General features: G+C 73.6%; 9 protein-coding genes. 3 read left to right on the forward strand and 6 right to left on the reverse strand.

Annotated features, from left to right (window positions below):
* The first annotated feature begins 126 nt into the window (after positions 1–126).
* On the forward strand, positions 127–1419 hold the full coding sequence (locus tag CP981_RS15815; protein WP_085926313.1) for an MFS transporter: 1293 nt from the start codon (positions 127–129) through the stop codon (positions 1417–1419).
* Positions 1420–1513: 94 nt separating this feature from the next.
* On the opposite strand, the gene CP981_RS15820 is transcribed toward CP981_RS15815, so the two are convergent.
* Positions 1514–2578, reverse strand: coding sequence for a nucleoside triphosphate pyrophosphohydrolase (locus CP981_RS15820; RefSeq protein WP_425282133.1), 1065 nt, complete (start codon positions 2576–2578; stop codon positions 1514–1516).
* Between the two features lie 146 nt (positions 2579–2724).
* A complete protein-coding gene (locus tag CP981_RS15825) occupies positions 2725–3363 on the reverse strand; it encodes a SurA N-terminal domain-containing protein (protein WP_085926311.1) in 639 nt (212 codons plus the stop codon).
* A gap of 347 nt (positions 3364–3710) precedes the next feature.
* Here CP981_RS15825 and CP981_RS15830 point away from each other — a divergent pair, with 347 nt between their 5' ends.
* The gene (locus tag CP981_RS15830) at positions 3711–5252 is read left to right on the forward strand and encodes a DUF2079 domain-containing protein (RefSeq protein WP_085926310.1); all 1542 of its coding nucleotides are present in this window, start codon (positions 3711–3713) and stop codon (positions 5250–5252) included.
* A 496-nt stretch (positions 5253–5748) separates the two neighbouring features.
* On the opposite strand, the gene mfd is transcribed toward CP981_RS15830, so the two are convergent.
* Positions 5749–9321, reverse strand: a complete 3573-nt coding sequence (mfd, locus tag CP981_RS15835; protein ID WP_085926309.1) for a transcription-repair coupling factor — start codon at positions 9319–9321, stop codon at positions 5749–5751.
* A 208-nt stretch (positions 9322–9529) separates the two neighbouring features.
* Here mfd and CP981_RS15840 point away from each other — a divergent pair, with 208 nt between their 5' ends.
* Positions 9530–11161 (forward strand): MFS transporter, encoded by a 1632-nt coding sequence (locus CP981_RS15840; protein WP_425282134.1) that lies wholly within the window; start codon positions 9530–9532, stop codon positions 11159–11161.
* Positions 11162–11234: 73 nt separating this feature from the next.
* Here the strand turns inward: CP981_RS15840 and CP981_RS15845 are convergent, their stop codons facing one another.
* From CP981_RS15845 to CP981_RS15855, 3 genes are all read right to left on the reverse strand, one after another.
* Positions 11235–12239 carry a coiled-coil domain-containing protein gene (locus CP981_RS15845; protein ID WP_085926308.1) on the reverse strand — a complete coding sequence of 335 codons (1005 nt, stop codon included), beginning with the start codon at positions 12237–12239 and terminating at the stop codon, positions 11235–11237.
* A 162-nt stretch (positions 12240–12401) separates the two neighbouring features.
* Positions 12402–13337: an LCP family protein gene (locus tag CP981_RS15850; protein ID WP_085926307.1), complete on the reverse strand. Its 936-nt coding sequence runs from the start codon at positions 13335–13337 to the stop codon at positions 12402–12404.
* Positions 13338–13783: 446 nt separating this feature from the next.
* Positions 13784–16540 carry an SUKH-4 family immunity protein gene (locus CP981_RS15855; RefSeq protein ID WP_208853063.1) on the reverse strand — a complete coding sequence of 919 codons (2757 nt, stop codon included), beginning with the start codon at positions 16538–16540 and terminating at the stop codon, positions 13784–13786.
* Between the last annotated feature and the right edge of the window lie 3 nt (positions 16541–16543).

Consider the following 16543-nt stretch of genomic DNA (forward strand, 5'->3'; position numbering starts at 1 on the left):
AAGCCATCGATCTGCATCCACGATCGATGCGATGACAACGATGTGTTGGACTCATCGATCGCCCGGCCCCAGGCTGGAACATGCCCGCCGCCGCGGTGGCCGTGGGCGCACTGAGGAGGTCAGGTCATGGAGACCGAGCACATACCGGAGCCGGCCGCCGGGGACACCCCCGCGACGCGACCGGGCCTGGGCCGCGGCACCCTGCTGCTGATGTCGGTCGCCGCCGGACTCTCCGTCGCCGGCAACTACTTCGCCCAGCCGCTGCTGGACGTCATCGGCCGCGATCTGCACCTGTCCGCGGCCACCGCCGCACTGGTCGTCACCGTCGCCCAGGTCGGCTACGGCCTCGGTCTGCTGCTGCTCGTCCCGCTCGGCGATCTGCTGGAGCGGCGCCGGCTGGCCGTCACCCTGACCGCGCTGACCGCGGTCTTCCTCACCGTCACGGCGAGCGCGCCCAACGCCGCCCTCCTGCTCACCGGCACCGCCCTGACCGGTCTCGCCTCGGTCGCCGCCCAGGTCGTGGTGCCGTACGCGGCGACCCTCGCGGCGCCCGCCGAGCGCGGCCGGACCGTCGGCACCGTCATGACCGGGCTGCTGCTCGGCATCCTGCTGGCCCGTACGGCCGCCGGGCTGCTCGCCGAGCTGGGCGGCTGGCGCACCGTGTACTGGGTCAACGCGGCGCTGATGCTGCTCATGGCAGTGCTGCTGCGGCTCCGGCTGCCGGCCCTGCGCACCACCGCCGGGCTGCGCTATCCGGCGCTGCTGCGCTCCACGCTGGCACTGTTCCGCCAGGAGCCGGTGCTGCGGTGGCGGGGCGCGCTGGGCGCCCTGACCTTCGCGGGCTTCAGCGTGCTGTGGACGGCGCTGGCGTTCCTGATGTCCGGGCCCTCCTACGGCTGGCAGGAGTCGGCCATCGGGCTTCTGGGCCTCGTCGGCGCGGCCGGCTCGCTGTCCGCCTCGGTGGCCGGACGGCTGGCGGACCGCGGCCTGGCGCACCGGGTCACCGGCGCGGCGGCGTTCCTGCTGCTGGGTTCGTGGGGCCTGCTGGCCCTCGGCGGAGCGGGCGGCGCCTGGTCCCTGGCCGCCCTGCTCGCCGGGGTGATCATCCTGGACCTGTCCGCACAGGCGGTCCACATCAGCAACCAGAACCTGGTCTACGCGGTGCGCCCGGAATCCCGTAACCGCCTCAACTCCGCCTACATGACCAGCTACTTCGTGGGCGGCGCGGTCGGCTCCGCCCTCACCTCGGCGGTCTGGGGCGCCGCGGGCTGGCACGGGGTGTGCGTGCTGGGCGCGCTGCTGGCCGCCGTGGTCGTGGCCCTGTGGGCGCTGGAACGCATGCGGCGGCGTGCCGCCGGCGGGGGCCGGAAGGCGGCGGTCACGGCAGGCGAGGCGGTGACGCCGTCGGTCACCTGCTGACTGAGCGGGGCCGTCGGTGACGTCTTGGCTGAGCGGCGCCCGCCCACCCGGCGCGCGCCCTCTGTATTGAGCGGCCCCGCTTGTTCGGCAGCGCCTACCTGGCGCTGCCCTCGGCGGCCACCACCGCATCACGGTAGGCCCGGGCCGCCGCGCGCAGGGCGGCCTCCGGGTCGACGCCGTCCGCCTCCGCCCGTACGGCGAGCGCCAGCAGTTCGTAGCCGATGCCCTCGCCGGCCGGCGGCGCGACCTCGATGCCCGCCGTCCGCACCCGCGACGCCAGCTTCGCCGCGAGCGCCAGCCCCGGCTGCGCCAGCGGAATTCCCTCCGTCACCGACTCCCGCTGCTTCTCCTCCGCCTTCTTCCGCAGCCAGTGCGCCTTGACGTCCTCCGGGGTGGCCGCGTCCTCGTCCCCGAAGACATGGGGGTGGCGGTGCAGCAGCTTCTCCACGAGCGTGCCCGCCACATCGTCGATGGAGAACGGCTCGTCCGGATCGTCCTGCGCGATCCGGGCATGGAAGACGACCTGGAGAAGCACATCCCCGAGCTCCTCCCTCAGCTCCGCGCGGTCGCCCTCCTCGATGGCCTCGACCAGCTCATACGCCTCCTCGATCCCGTACTTGGCAAGATCGCGGTGCGTACGGACGCTGCTCCAGGGGCACTCGGCGCGGATCTGGTCCATGACCTGGACGAGATCGAGCAGCCGAGCACCGGGCAGGTCGTAGGAGCCGGGCAGCAGCTCAAGATCCGGCATGGTCTCCCGCCCGGAACCGGCCAGCCGCGCCAGGCCGTCGGTCAGCGCACTCTCCCCGTCCGCCGAGGTCAGCACGACGGCCGTACGGGCCTCCGGCACGCAGTAGTCGACCAGTTCGCGGGCGGCGGGCGCGGCGGTCTCCACCTCGATACCGGCCTCCCGCAGATACGGCAGCTGCGGATGATCCGGATCGGCGCTCACCACACGGTCGGCCGCCCGCAATATCTGCCATGCGGGCCAGGACAGGAGCCCGGGGGCGACCCGGTGGCTGGTGGTGAGCAGAACCAGGCGTCCGGTACCGGCACCCTCGGGGCGGGCGTCGGCGCCGGTACCGGCGGCGGAGGCGGAGGCGGAGGCGGAGGCGTCAGCGTTCACGCCTCGAACGTAACGCACGGCACCGACACCCATCGGTGGCGGTGGGCGGGTGGGGCCGAGACGGCCGGGCGGCCGGTCGGCGGTCGGGCTGCCGGCGGTGGGCTTCCGGCCCCGGGCCGACCGCCCGACCCACCGCCCCACCGACCCACCGCCCGACCGCCCGACCGCCCGGCTTCCGGTCAGGCCTGCTGCTTCGCGGGCTCCCGGGTGATCCACGGGTCCTTGGTCTCGCCGAGGATGACCTGCTGGTCGTCCCACTTGCCGAACCGCGGATTGACGTCGATCCCCATGGACCGGGAGGTCTTGGCCAGCGCGCGGGCGAGCTTCTGCTGGCCCTGCGGCGCGCGGCGGTCCGCGTGCAGATGCTCGGCGACGCCGTCGAGCAGCAGCTGATTGCGGACCATGGCGTCGATCTCGTCCGGGGCGACCCCCTGCTGAAGCCACATCGCCTTCAGCCGCTCGGCACTGCCGGCCTGCTTCTCGGCCCGGCCCCGCCACTTCTGGATGTCACCGCGGCTGACCGTCACCCCGGCGTCCTGCGCACCGCGCGCCAGCACCTCATCGAAGATCATGCCGTTGAGAGTGGCCAGGCTCAGCCGCCCGGTGTTCATGACGAGCTGCCCGCCCTGCGGGGACTTGGCCTGCGCGGCGCGCACGTCCTTCACCTTCGCCTGAAGCTGCGAGACGGTGATCCGCTTCCCGTCCACGATGGCCGCGGCACCGGGATGGGCGTCGTTGCCGCACGCGGCCAGCAACGGGGTCGCGGCCAGCAGAGCGGCGGTGGCGGATACGGAGAGCGCTGTCCTTCGGCGGAACACATGGCCTCCCGGCAGATCGTGCGACGGAGTCTCGACCTTGATTGATCGATGCTATGGAGTCGGCGTGGCCCAGGCCACTGCTTCGGCCAACGATCTGTGCCGGGGTCGGTTTCTGCTCCGCTGTCCAAGCCGGCTCTCTGAGCCACTGGCTCCCCGCCCCGCTCCGGACCCCGGCCCGGCACCGCGGGGTCGCGGTGCCGGGCCGGCGGCCGTCCCTCCCCGGGAACGCGCCGCCCCAGGACCACGTCTGACCCACTGCCGGCCCGGCCGTCGCAGCGCAGCGGCCACCGGGCGGACCGGTCAGCCGGTTCGAGTATCTTTTCGGGTCGGGGAGAGTGAGGATCCGCATGGAAACGGCCGCAGCAACGGCTGGGGGCGCCCCCGGACGGATTCTGGGAGAGAACAGCGGCACGGTGCCGCCGCCCCGGACCGCCGGGCCGGCCGCCGCCGCGACCACGACCACCGGCGCACCACCCCCGGCCCCGCCCGGCCGGCTGCGGCACACCGCCGACCGGCTGCGGACCCGGACCGCGCCCCTCCGCACCCCGCGCCTGGACCCCTACTGGACCGCCGCCTTCTTCTTCCTCGCGTTCGCGCTGGTCTCCCTCTTCCGGTTCCGCACCATGTCCATCTCCTCCTGGGACCTGGGCATCTTCGAACAGGCCGTACGGGGCTACGCGCACTTCCAGGCGCCGATCGTCGACCTCAAGGGCCCCGGCACGAACATCCTCGGCGACCACTTCAGCCCCATACTGATCGTGCTCGCCCCCTTCTACCGGGTGTTCCCCTCACCCGTGACCCTGCTGACCGCGCAGGCCGCGCTGTTCGCGCTGTCCGTGCTGCCGGTTACCCGCGCCGCCGCCCGCCACCTGGGCCGCCTCCCGGGCCTGGCCGTCGGCATCGCCTACGGCATGTCCTGGGGTGTACAGAAGGCCGTCGACTTCGACTTCCACGAGATCGCCTTCGCCCTGCCGCTGATCGCGTTCGCGCTCGAAGCGGTGCTGCGCGGACGCTGGACCGCGGCGGTCTGCTGGGCCGCGCCCCTGGTGCTGGTCAAGGAAGACCTCGGGGTGACCGCGGCCACCATCGGCGCGCTCGCCCTGATACGCACCCGCCGGGCCAGCCCCCTGGCCATCGGCCTGGTCGCCTTCGGCATCACCGCCACCGCCGTCACCCTCGGCCTGCTGATACCCGGCTTCAACGGCTCCGGCTCGTACGACTACTGGACCAAGTTCGGCGCCGAAGGCGGCGGCGCCACCATCCCCCTCGACGACGCCGTCCGCACCACCCTGTGGGTCCTGCTCCCCACCACCGGACTGCTCGCGCTGCGCTCACCCCTCCTCCTGGTCGCGCTGCCCACCCTCGGCTGGCGCTTCCTCTCCCACGAGCCGCACTACTGGGGCACCGACTGGCACTACAACGCCGTCCTGATGCCGGTCGTCTTCCTCGCACTGATCGACGCCCTGCCCCGCATACGGGTCTCGGCCCGCCCCTGGCTCCGCTCGTACGCCCACCATCTGCCGGCCGCCCTCCTGGCCGCGGCCCTCGCGCTGACCGCCAATCTGCCCCTGGCCCGGCTCACCGAGGCCGCCACCTACCGCACCCCACCGAACGTCACCGCCGACGAGAAGCTGCTGGAGCGCATACCCGACGGCGCGACCGTGGAGTCCGACATCCGCCCGCTGAGCCGCCTCACCCACCGCACCCAGGTCTTCTGGATCGGCGACACGGGGGGGCTGGCGCCCCAGTACGTCGCTGTCCAGCTGCGTGATGACCGCACCCCGCGGCAAGTGTTGGCGGAGACCAAGGCCCGGCATCCCCGCTCCACGTATGTGGTTCTCGGCGACACGACGGACCTTCTGGTGTTCCACCGAACGTCCGCGAAGTGACGCCCTGACGCCCGCGTTGGCGGTGGCCCGCCGTGCCTCTTCTGTTGTTTCGCCTTCGGCGGGAGGGGTGTGTAGGGGTGGGGCCCCGGTATGTGGTGGGTGCCGGGTGTGCGGCCTCCGGGGTGGGTGTTCGGACTGCTTCGCTTTACGTCCGAACACCCACCCCGGAGCCCCCACACCCTCCCGTCGGCAGAAGAGACCCCACCCCAGTGGGAAGAATTGTCAAAGACCAGTAGTTCCGCCGCGCCACGATGCGGCCGCACTACTGGTCTTTGACATCTCCCCCACCGGACGGAGGCCGCCAACCGGACGGGAGGGGGCGGCCCGGAGGGGCCTGTGTTGTGGACGTAAAGCGAAGCAGTCCACAACACAGGCCCCGGAGGGCCGCACCCGGCACCCACCACAACCAACAAGCGGCCCCCGCCCAAACACACCCACCCCCGCCGAAGGCGAAAAACAAGGCACGGCGGCGCCACCCGCAACGTGGGAAGCGGGGCTACGAGCCCAAAACGGTGGAGAGGAACTCTCCTGTCCAAGCCAGCAGCTCGCGTCCAACCACCGGCTTGCCGCCGATCTTCCCCGCCGTGGGCCGCGGCACAAGAATTTGTTGCGTGGCCGGCTTGAGGACCGTACGGGGATACAGCCGCTTGAGGCGCAGTTCCTGGGACTCGCGCAACTCGACGGGGCCGAAACGGACGTTGGCGCCCTGGAGCGTGATGTCGGAGACCCCGCAGGCGCGGGCCAGCATCCGCAGGCCGGCGACCAGCAGGAGGTTCTCGACGGGCTCGGGCAGCTTGCCGTAGCGGTCGGTCAGCTCCTCGCGGACGGCCGCGATGTCCTCCTCCGACGTGGCCGAGGCGATGGCGCGGTAGGCCTGGAGGCGCAGCCGCTCGCCGGGGGCGTAGTCGTGCGGGACGTGCGCGTCCACCGGGAGTTCGATCTTGACCTCCAGGGGCGGCTCCTCCTCGACGCCGCCTTCGAGGGAGGCGCGGTAGTCGGCGACCGCCTCGCCGACCATACGGACGTAGAGGTCGAAGCCGACGCCGGCGATATGGCCGGACTGCTCGCCGCCGAGGAGGTTGCCCGCGCCGCGGATCTCCAGGTCCTTCATGGCGACGTACATACCGGCGCCCATCTCGGTGTGCTGGGCGATGGTCGCCAGCCGCTCGTGGGCGGTCTCGGTGAGCGGCTTCTCCGGCGGGTAGAGGAAGTAGGCGTAGCCGCGCTCGCGGCCGCGGCCGACCCGGCCACGCAGCTGGTGGAGCTGGGAGAGACCGAAGTTGTCGCCGCGCTCGACGATCAGGGTGTTGGCGTTGGAGATGTCGATGCCGGACTCGACGATCGTCGTCGAGACCAGGACGTCGAACTTCTTCTCCCAGAAGTCGACGACGACCTGCTCCAGTTGGGACTCGCCCATCTGGCCGTGAGCGGTCTGGATGCGGGCCTCGGGGACGATCTCGCGGAGCCGGGCGGCGGCCTTGTCGATGGACTCGACCCGGTTGTGGATGTAGAAGACCTGGCCCTCGCGCAGCAGTTCACGGCGGATGGCCGCGCCGATCTGCTTCTGCTCGTAGGGGCCGACGAAGGTGAGGACCGGGTGGCGCTCCTCGGGCGGGGTGGTGATGGTGGACATCTCGCGGATGCCGGTGACCGCCATCTCCAGGGTGCGGGGGATGGGGGTGGCGGACATGGTGAGGACGTCGACGTTGGCGCGGAGCTTCTTCAGCTGCTCCTTGTGCTCGACGCCGAACCGCTGCTCCTCGTCGACGATGACCAGGCCCAGGTCCTTGAACTTGGTCTCGGCGGAGAACAGCCGGTGGGTGCCGATGACGAGGTCGACGGAGCCCTCCCGCAGCCCTTCGAGGACGGCCTTGGCCTCGGTGTCGGTCTGGAAGCGGGACAGCGCCCGGACGTTGACCGGGAACTGGCCGTAGCGCTCGGTGAAGGTGCCGAAGTGCTGCTGGACGAGGAGGGTGGTCGGCACGAGGACGGCGACCTGCTTGCCGTCCTGGACGGCCTTGAAGGCGGCGCGGACCGCGATCTCGGTCTTGCCGTAGCCGACGTCGCCGCAGATCAGCCGGTCCATCGGGACCGACTTCTCCATGTCCTCCTTGACCTCGGCGATGGTGGTGAGCTGGTCGGGCGTCTCCGCGTACGGGAAGGCGTCCTCCAGCTCGCGCTGCCAGGGGGTGTCCGGGCCGAAGACGTGACCGGGCGCCGCCATCCGCGCGGAGTACAGCTTGATCAGGTCGGCGGCGATCTCCTTGACGGCCTTCTTGGCGCGCGCCTTGGTCTTGGTCCAGTCGGCGCCGCCGAGCCGGTGCAGCGTCGGGGCCTCGCCACCGACGTACTTGGTGACCTGCTCCAGCTGGTCGGTGGGGATGTAGAGGCGGTCGCCGGGCTGGCCGCGCTTGGCCGGTGCGTACTCGACGAGGAGGTACTCACGGGTGGCGCCCTGGACCGTGCGCTGCACCATCTCGATGTAGCGGCCCACCCCGTGCTGCTCGTGGACGATGAAGTCGCCGGCTTCCAGGGTGAGCGGGTCGATGGTCTTGCGGCGGCGGGCCGGCATCCGGGCACCGTCCTTGCCGGCCGCCTTCTGGCCGGAGAGGTCGGTCTCGGTGAGGACGGCGAGCCGGAGCCCGGGGGCGATGAAGCCGTTGTCGAGGGAGCCGCAGGAGACATGGACGAGGGCCGGGGCGATGTCGGCCAGCTCGGCGTCCAGGCGGGCGGGGATGCCCTCGCCGCCGAGGACCTCGACCGTGCGGGCTGCCGGGCCGTGCGCCTCGGTGAGGAAGACCGTGCGCCAGCCGTCCGCGAGCCACTGCTTGGTGTCGGCCAGCGCCCGCTGGGTGTCACCGCGGTAGGTGTCGGGGGCGTGCATGCCCAGCTTGAGGGTGTCGCCGTCGGCCGCCAGGTCCTCATCGGCCGCGAACGGGCTGACCGACCACCACATCATCCCCAGCTCGCGCGCCCGGTCCCGGACGTCCGCGATGCCCCACAGGGAGGCCGCGCCGACATCGATCGGGGCCGCTCCGCCGTCGGCCTGCCCGCCGCCCGCGCCGGACATCGCGGCCGCCGCCCAGGACGCCTGGAGGAATTCCTGGCTCGTGGCCACCAGATCGGCGGCCCGGGTCCGTACCCGCTCCGGGTCGCACACCACGGCCATCGAGCCCTTGGGCAGCACGTCCAGCAGCAGCTCCATGTCGTCCACCAGGACCGGAGCCAGTGACTCCATGCCTTCGACGGCGATCCCCTCGGCGATCTTGCCGAGGAGTTCGCCCAGCTCGGGGTGCTGCTCGGCGAGCGCCGCGGCCCTCTCCCGCACCTCAGCGGTCAGCAGCAGCTCGCGGCAGGGCGGCGCCCACAGCCCGTGCTCGGCGACCTCCAGGGACCGCTGGTCGGCGACCTTGAAGTAGCGGATCTCCTCGACGTCGTCGCCCCAGAACTCGACCCGGAGCGGGTGCTCCTCGGTCGGCGGGAAGACGTCCAGGATGCCGCCGCGGACCGCGAACTCGCCGCGCTTCTCGACCAGCTCCACCCGTGCGTACGCGGCCGCCGCCAGCCCGTCGACGATCTCTTCGAGGTCGGCGGTCTGCCCCGTGCGCAGACTCACCGGCTCCAGGTCGCCCAGGCCCTTGACCTGCGGCTGGAGCACCGAGCGGATGGGGGCGACGACGACGGAGACGGGACCGGCCGTGGGGTCGTCCTCGCGCGGGTGGGCGAGCCGGCGCAGCACCGCGAGGCGGCGGCCGACGGTGTCCGAGCGCGGGGAGAGCCGCTCGTGCGGCAGGGTCTCCCAGGACGGGAACTCCACGACGGAGTTGTCCTCGCCGGCCGGCACCAGGCTGCGCAGCGCGGCGGCGAGGTCCTCGGCCTCCCGGCCCGTGGCGGTGACCGCGAGCACCGGGCGGCCGGCCTGCCGGGCGAGCGCGGCGATCGCGAAGGGGCGGGCGGCCGGCGGCCCCACCAGATCCACCTGGGGGCGGTGCCCGTCGGTCGCGGCCTGCACCGCTTCGGCGAGCGCCGGGTCCTTTGCGACGACGTCGAGCAGACCAGTCAGGCTCATGTGAGGGTTCCGTCCCAGCGAGGCGAACAACGCAGCAGCCCGACACGTCTCACGGGCCGGGGTTGCCAAGCGTACGCCCGCCCGCCGACAGTCCGGGCCGGAAGCCCGGGACGGCACCTTCGTGCCCCCGCGCCACCTGGCTCCGTGGTTCCGCACCCCCCGCTCCCGTGGAAGGGTGCACCTTACAAGGAACTCAGGAGGGGGCACGGTGAGCGGAAGTACGCGACGTACCGGAAACAGGGGCACGCTGCGCGCACCGGCCCCGCCGCCCACGGGCCCGCCGCCCCGCCCCGTCGTCGCCGCCCTGATGCTCGGTATGGCGCTGGCCGCGCTCGACTCGACGATCCTCGCCACCGCCGTCCCGCAGATCGTCGGCGACCTCGGCGGCTTCGCGGTGTTCTCCTGGCTGTTCTCCGGCTATCTGCTGGCCGTCACCGTCACCCTGCCGGTCTACGGCAAGCTCTCCGACACCTTCGGCCGCAAGGCCGTCCTGATCACCGGCATCGTGCTCTTCCTCGTCGGCTCGCTGGCCTGCGCCGGCGCCTGGGACATGGCCTCGCTGATCGCCTTCCGAGTGGTGCAGGGCCTGGGCGGCGGCGCCCTCCAGGGCACCGTCCAGACCATCGCCGCCGACCTCTACCCGATGAAGGAACGCCCCAAGATCCAGGCCAGGATCTCCAGCGTCTGGGCCACCTCGGCGGTCGCCGGGCCCGCCCTGGGCGGCCTGCTCGCCGCCTACGCGGACTGGCGCTGGATCTTCCTGATCAATGTGCCGGTGGGCGCGGTCGCCCTCTGGCTGATCGGGCGGCACTTCACCGAGCCGCAGCGGAACCGGCCGGAACCCGGCGCCCGCCCCCGGGTGGACTGGCCCGGCGCGCTGGCGATCTTCGCCTGCGGCGGGCTGCTGCTGACCGCCCTGGTCCAGGGCGGGGTGGCCTGGGCCTGGCTCTCCACCCCGTCACTGCTGCTGTTCGCCGGCAGCGCGGGGTGCGCGGCACTCACCGTGCTCATCGAGCGCCGGGCCGCGGAGCCGATCATTCCCGGCTGGGTGTGGCGCCGCCGCACCATCTCCGCCGTCAACCTCGCACTGGGCGCCCTGGGCCTGCTGATGGTCGCCCCGACGGTGTTCCTGCCCACCTACGCCCAGTCGGTGCTGGGCCTGAGCCCGACCGCGGCCGGCTTCGTGCTGTCGGTGATGATGCTGAGCTGGCCGGTCTCGGCCGCCCTCAGCAGCCAGGTCTACAACCGGGTCGGCATCCGCACCTGCTCGATGCTCGGCATCGGCGCGGCCGGTCTGGTCCTGCTCGCCTTCCCTCTGTTGCCCTACCCCGGCGCGGCCTGGCAGCCCGCGCTGATCATGCTGACGCTCGGTGCGGCCCTCGGCCTCTTCCAGCTCCCGCTGATCATCGGCGTGCAGTCCTCCGTCGGCTACCGGGAGCGCGGCACCGCCACCGCCTCCATACTCTTCTGCCGCCAGGTCGGGCAGTCACTCGGTGCCGCGCTGTTCGGCGCCCTCGCCAACGCCACCCTCAACGACCGCCTCGCGCACGCCCCTTCGGGCATTCGCCCCGGCCTGCCCGACGACCTCGACGCGGTCTCCCGCGCGCTGGCACACCCCGCCGGCCTCACCGCGCAGGCCACCGACTACCTCCGCCGCGCCGTCGACACCACGGTCGACCATGTCTACCTCGGCGCCGCCGCGGCCGCCGCGCTCGCGCTGCTCGCCCTGCTGCTGGCACCGCGGCGCTTCCCGGTGCACACGGAAACCGGCGGCACGGGCACGACCACGGGCGCAGGTGAGGGCACGGGCACGGGCGAGGGCGGGCAGGCCGGGGCCTGACAAGAGCGGCGTCCGGGCGGTGGCGGTGGCGGTGACCGTACGTCAGGCGCCCGGGCAGCGGGGTCGCCGTACGTCAGGCGCCCGCCGCGCCGCCCGCGCGGGGCAGCTGCGTCTCCAGGGTGTCCTCCTCGTCGGGGCCGGCGGCCTCCGGGGCGGCGGCTTCCCGCCCGTGGCCCGGCGTCCCGTCCTCCTCGTCCGGTACCGGCGTCTTCCCGGTGAGCGCGGCCAGGCTGTTGCGTACATGGGTCATATGGGTGCGGACCTCTTCGCGCTCCGCGTCATGTTCCCGCAGGATCCGTGCCGTGGTGCGCTCGATGCGCTCCACCTCGGCCTCGGCCTGGGCCAGCAGACCGGCGCCGCGGTCCTCGGCGTCCTCCTGACGGTGCCGGGCGGCCTCCTCGGCCTCCGCATAGAGCCGCTCGCTGTCGGCGCGGGCGGTCTTCCCGCGGGCGTCCAGCTCCGCGACGAGGCGGTCGGTCTCCGCCTCCCGCTCCGCGATCTCCCGCCCGGCCGCGTCCCACTCGTCGGCCTGCCGCTTCTCCTGGTCGCGCAGCAGCTGCGCGGTCCGCCGGTGCACCTCCGCCAGCTCCGCGGCCGCCTCCTCCCGCAGCTTCCCGGCCTCCTCGGTCGCCACGGTCACCAGCTCCGTGGCCTCTCCCCGCGCCGCCTCGCCCGTGCGGCGGGCCCGGGTCTCCGCCTCGTCGCGCCGCGCGTTCGCCGCCTGGTCGGCCGCCTCCCGGACCTCGTCCGCGTACACCGCGGCCGCGTCCCGGATCTCCTCGTCCGCCTGCTGTGCCCCGGCCCGCAGCCGCGCCGCCTCGGACTCCGCGGTCGTCAGGATCAGCCGGGCCTCGCTGCCGAGCGAGGCATAGGTCTGCGGTGGCAACTGCGCCACCCGCTCTTGCAGTTCGGTGAGTTCGGCCGCCATCTCGTTGGACAGGACCGTGAGCCGCGCGGCGCGCTCCCAGCAGGAGTCCCGGTCGACCGAGAGCCCCTCGACGCGGCGGTCCACGTCCTCCGGCCGGTAGCCACGCCCTCGTACGGTCTCGAACCCGTGAGGCGAAACCGATGCACTCATCCTCAAGCCCCTCTCCGCCGCGGCGGCCGTCGTGCGATCCGCGGCCTTCGCGCTCATTCACATCGTTGCGTGCAGGACTGTGCCGTTATGCGCACTTCCCTGGGAATCGGTGCGAGATCGCACCCTCGCGACACTTCACCCCATCCACCCCACCAGGATGCGTTATTTGGTGCCAGAAGTCGGAATCCGGTCGTCGTGGCGCAGCGCCCCGAACAACTCCCGTGCACCGCTCTCGTTCCACGGCAGCACCGACCCGACACCACTGACCATCACTCCGGGCCGGTTCACCGGAACCGTCGTCGCGGTACCGTCGCCCCCGGCGATCTGCTTCATCGACCAGCCCATATCCAGCACCCGCGCCATGTCCGCGCCGTCGTCCACGACCAGCGCCGCCAGCGAGGCGTCCCGCACGCGCTGGAACCGGCCCGGGTCGAGGAGCACCGACGGGGCGGCCATCTCCTCCGCCACCGCACCGAGCAACTGCCGCTGACGCTTCACCCGTCCGAGGTCACCCTCCGGGTCGGCATACCGGGCCCGTACGAACGCCAGCGCCTCGGCGCCGTTCATCCGATGGCAGCCGGCCGCGAAGTCCGCGCCCGACTTCTCGTCCTTCAGCGGCGCGTCCAGACACAGCCGCACCCCGTCCACCGCGTCCACGACCTGGACGAACCCCAGGAAGTTCACCTCGGCATAGCGGTCGATCCGCAGTCCGGTCGCCTGCTCCACCGTTCGGGTGAGCAGCTGCGGGCCGCCGTCCGCATATGCCTCGTTGATCTTCCGGCTGCCATGGCCGGGTATCGGGACGTAGCTGTCGCGCGGCAGGCTGACCAGCGTGGGGCCGTGCTCACCGGAGTGCAGCACCATGATCGTGTCGGTGTTCTGCACCTCGTTGTTGCCGACGTGCAGCTCCTCGCGCTGCTCCGGGGTCAGCGCGGAACGGCTGTCCGTACCGACCAGCAGCCAGTTCGTGCCCTTGCCCGCGGCCGGACGCCCGGCGTAGTCGCCCAGTGCGTCGACGTGCTGGAGCTGCCGCCCCGCGGAGACGTACAGCCAGGCGCCGCCCGCGACCACCAGGGCGACCAGCACCAGCAGCGTCACCAGGGTCCAGGTGAGCCACGCCCGCCGGCGGCGGCGCGGCCCCGGCCTGCGCGGCGGCCGGCCCGTCGGCCCGCGGTGCCACCACCGCGGGCGCCCTGCCCGGTACAGCGTCGTCGACGACGCCTGCGACAGCGGGGGTATCGGACGGCCCATATACGCATGGTCAGGGCGCCCGGCCCATGCCGCAGGTCGAGCGCCCTGACCCGGCCCGGCGGCAGCACCCGCCGCCGGGCCGGTGACGCACCGCTAGGGGGTGTCGTTTGGATCAGGGCGGATCAGGGAGCGGGGTCTGGTGCGTGCGATCGCAAGGCGGAGGAGGGAGTCGACGCGGAGCGGGTGGGGTCTCCCCTGCTCGAGCGAAGTCGAGAGCTTGGGGAAGAGTGACGACAACGCCGCGAGCGGGCGTGCCAGACCCCGCGAGCCCGCCATGATCCAAACGACACCCCCTACAGCAGCCCGTCCCACATCTGTTCCAGCAGGACCGACCACCAGGTCTCCGGCGACCCCAGCGCGGGCGGGTCCAGGGCGACCAGCTGCGCCTGGAAGTCGACGGTCCAGCGGCCCGCCTGCTCCGGCGTCAGCCCGTACCGCAGCCGCCACATCCGTCCCAGCATCGCCAGACAGCGCACGAACTCCGGCAGCCCCGAGTTCACGAACTGCGGTGTCGCCGGCTGACCGCCCGGCCCGGCCTCCATGGGCACCGCCACGATGTGCGCGGTCCCGTACTGCACACACAGCTGACGGCCGAAGTCGTTGCCCATCACCAGATACGAACCGGCGTCCGCGGCCGGCTGCACCATCCGCTCCGCCGCCAGCTCCGCCAGCGTCGGCACCGGGCGGTGCGGCTGCGCCTGCGCCCAGAAGAACGGCCCGAAGTCGACCGGCAGCCCGGCCCAGACCAGCATCTGCGCCACCACATCGGGCACCCCGTGCCGGGAGACCGCCCGCTGATCGAAACGGAACAGGGCCTGCGGGCCGAACGCCTGCTCCAGCTCCTGCCCGATCACCTGCGGGGGCACCGGCGGCACCGGAGGCACCTGCGACGGATGCGGCAGCGGCACCCGCACCGGCGCCGGCCGCGCCGGACCGTCCGCGACCTGGTGCAACTCGCCCTGATGCTCGACGAGATGCCGTACGCCCTGCTGGCGCGAGGCATGGTCGCGGCCGTACGCGGCGGTGTGGCTGATCCGCACCTGCGGCCAGTTGTCCCGGATCATCCGGGCGCAGTAGCCACCCGGCAGATCACAGCACTCCAGCTCGGTGTGCAGCTCCAGCACCTGCTGCGGCGGCACGTTCATCCCGCGCAGCTCGTGCAGCAGCTGCCACTCCGGGTGCGGCGTACCGGGCGCGGAACGGCGCACGATCTTCTGCTCGGACCCGTCCGGCGCGCGGTAGCTCAGCACGGCCATATAGCCCGGACCGACCGTCGGCTGACCGCTCGGCGCCTGCGGGTAGCCGTACGCACCGCCGCCGGGGCCCGGCGCAGCGGGCGGGCCCTGCGGAGGGCCGGGCGGCGCCGCGGGCGGGGCCGTGGGACCGGCCGACGGGGGGACACCCGGCCCGCCGGGACCGCCGTCGGGCAGCGCCGCACCGCCGGCCAGCATCGTGGCCGCCGCGTGTACGCCGCCGCCGGCACCACCCGCGGCGGGCGGCGGGGCGGGCGGCGGGGGCGGACCGCCCTGACCGCCGGAGTTCCGGCCGTCCGCGGGCACCCCGGGCTTACCGGGCGGACCGGGAGGCTTGGGTACGCCCGGCACACCGGGCGGCGAGGGCGGCGGCGGCACCCCGGGGCCGGCGGCGGCACCGCCCGCACCCCCGAGGGGCGCCTGAAGGGACGCGCCGTCGGCGAGCATCGTCGCGGCGGCATGCACCCCGCCGGACCCGGGGCCGCCGGCCGCGGGGGAACCCGCGCCACCGGAGCCGGACCCGTCCGCGCCGCCCGGTCCGTCCACCGCGCTGAGATCCACTTCCGCCGCGTCCAGTTGCGAGACCATCTGCGTCGGCACATAACCACCGGCCGGCACTCCGGGCGCACCGGGGCCGGACGCCGCGGGGCCGCCGGACGGGCGCACCCCGGCGTCGCCTCCGTCGGCGTGCTGCGGCGGACCGGGCGCGGCGGGCGGCGGGGGCGGGCCCGCGGCGGCGTTACCGGGCAGCGAGGAGCCGTCGGCCAGCATCGTCGCGGCGGCATGCACCCCACCGCCCACGGGCGGTGCGGGCGGCGCACCGGCAGGCGGCACAGCCGGCCCGGCCGCGGCGGGCGTACCGGCACCCGGCGGGGGCGGCACATCGGTGACCGGCGGGCCCGACGGCGGCGGCAGATCCGGCGCCGGAGCGGCGGCCGGCGGCGCGGGCGGCATCGGCGGCGGCAGCGGACCGCCGCCGGGCCGGGCCCCGTCCTCCGGCAGATCCAGCGCGGGAGCGACCTGCGTACGCGGCAACTGACTGCCGCCGTGCAGAAGTTCGGTCTTGGCCTCCGGCCGGGCCCGCGGCGCCGACGGGGCCTCGTCCTCCTCGTCGAAACCGGCCAGCGGCGGCGCGAACACCGTCGCGGGCAGCCCCACCGAACGGTCCTCACCCCCCGCGCCGGAGGTGGTGTCCGCGTCGGCCCACGGCGCCGGCACACCGGCGGCACCGGCCCCCGGGCCCGTCTCCGCCGCCTGCGCACCGCTCTGCGCGGCCACGCCGTCCGTGCCGTTGACACTCACCTCGGCCCAGGCATCGGACGCCGACGCCGCGGGCCCGGGCGCGGGCGCGGGCGCAGGAGCGGGAACGGCCGGCGGTACAGCCGCCGCCGGGGCCTGCTCGCCGCCCGCGCCCCGCTGCTCCGGAACGCCCCGCGCGTCCGCCGCCTCCTGCAACCACTCCGGCGGCGTCAGCAGGAACGAGGTGGCCTCCAGGTCGATCCGCTGCGGCGGCGCCTCGGCCACGCCGCCGTCCGCAGCGGCGCCGTACTCCTCCTCGTAACGCCGGATCACCTCGCCCACCGGCAGCCCCGGCCACAGCGTCGTCTCCCCGCTGTCCCGCGCGATCACCAGCCGGGCCCGGCCGCCATCGGTCGCCGGACCACCCTCCCGGTCCTCGGCCCAGGCCACGAAGCCCAGGTCGAACTCCCGCACCCGCACCTCACGGTGGAGCGCCGCCGGCACCTCGCCGTTCACCCACCGCTCGGCGCGCTCCTGCGCCTGCGCGAACGTCACCACCGC

The organism is Streptomyces platensis, assembly GCF_008704855.1.
GTDB lineage: Bacteria > Actinomycetota > Actinomycetes > Streptomycetales > Streptomycetaceae > Streptomyces > Streptomyces platensis.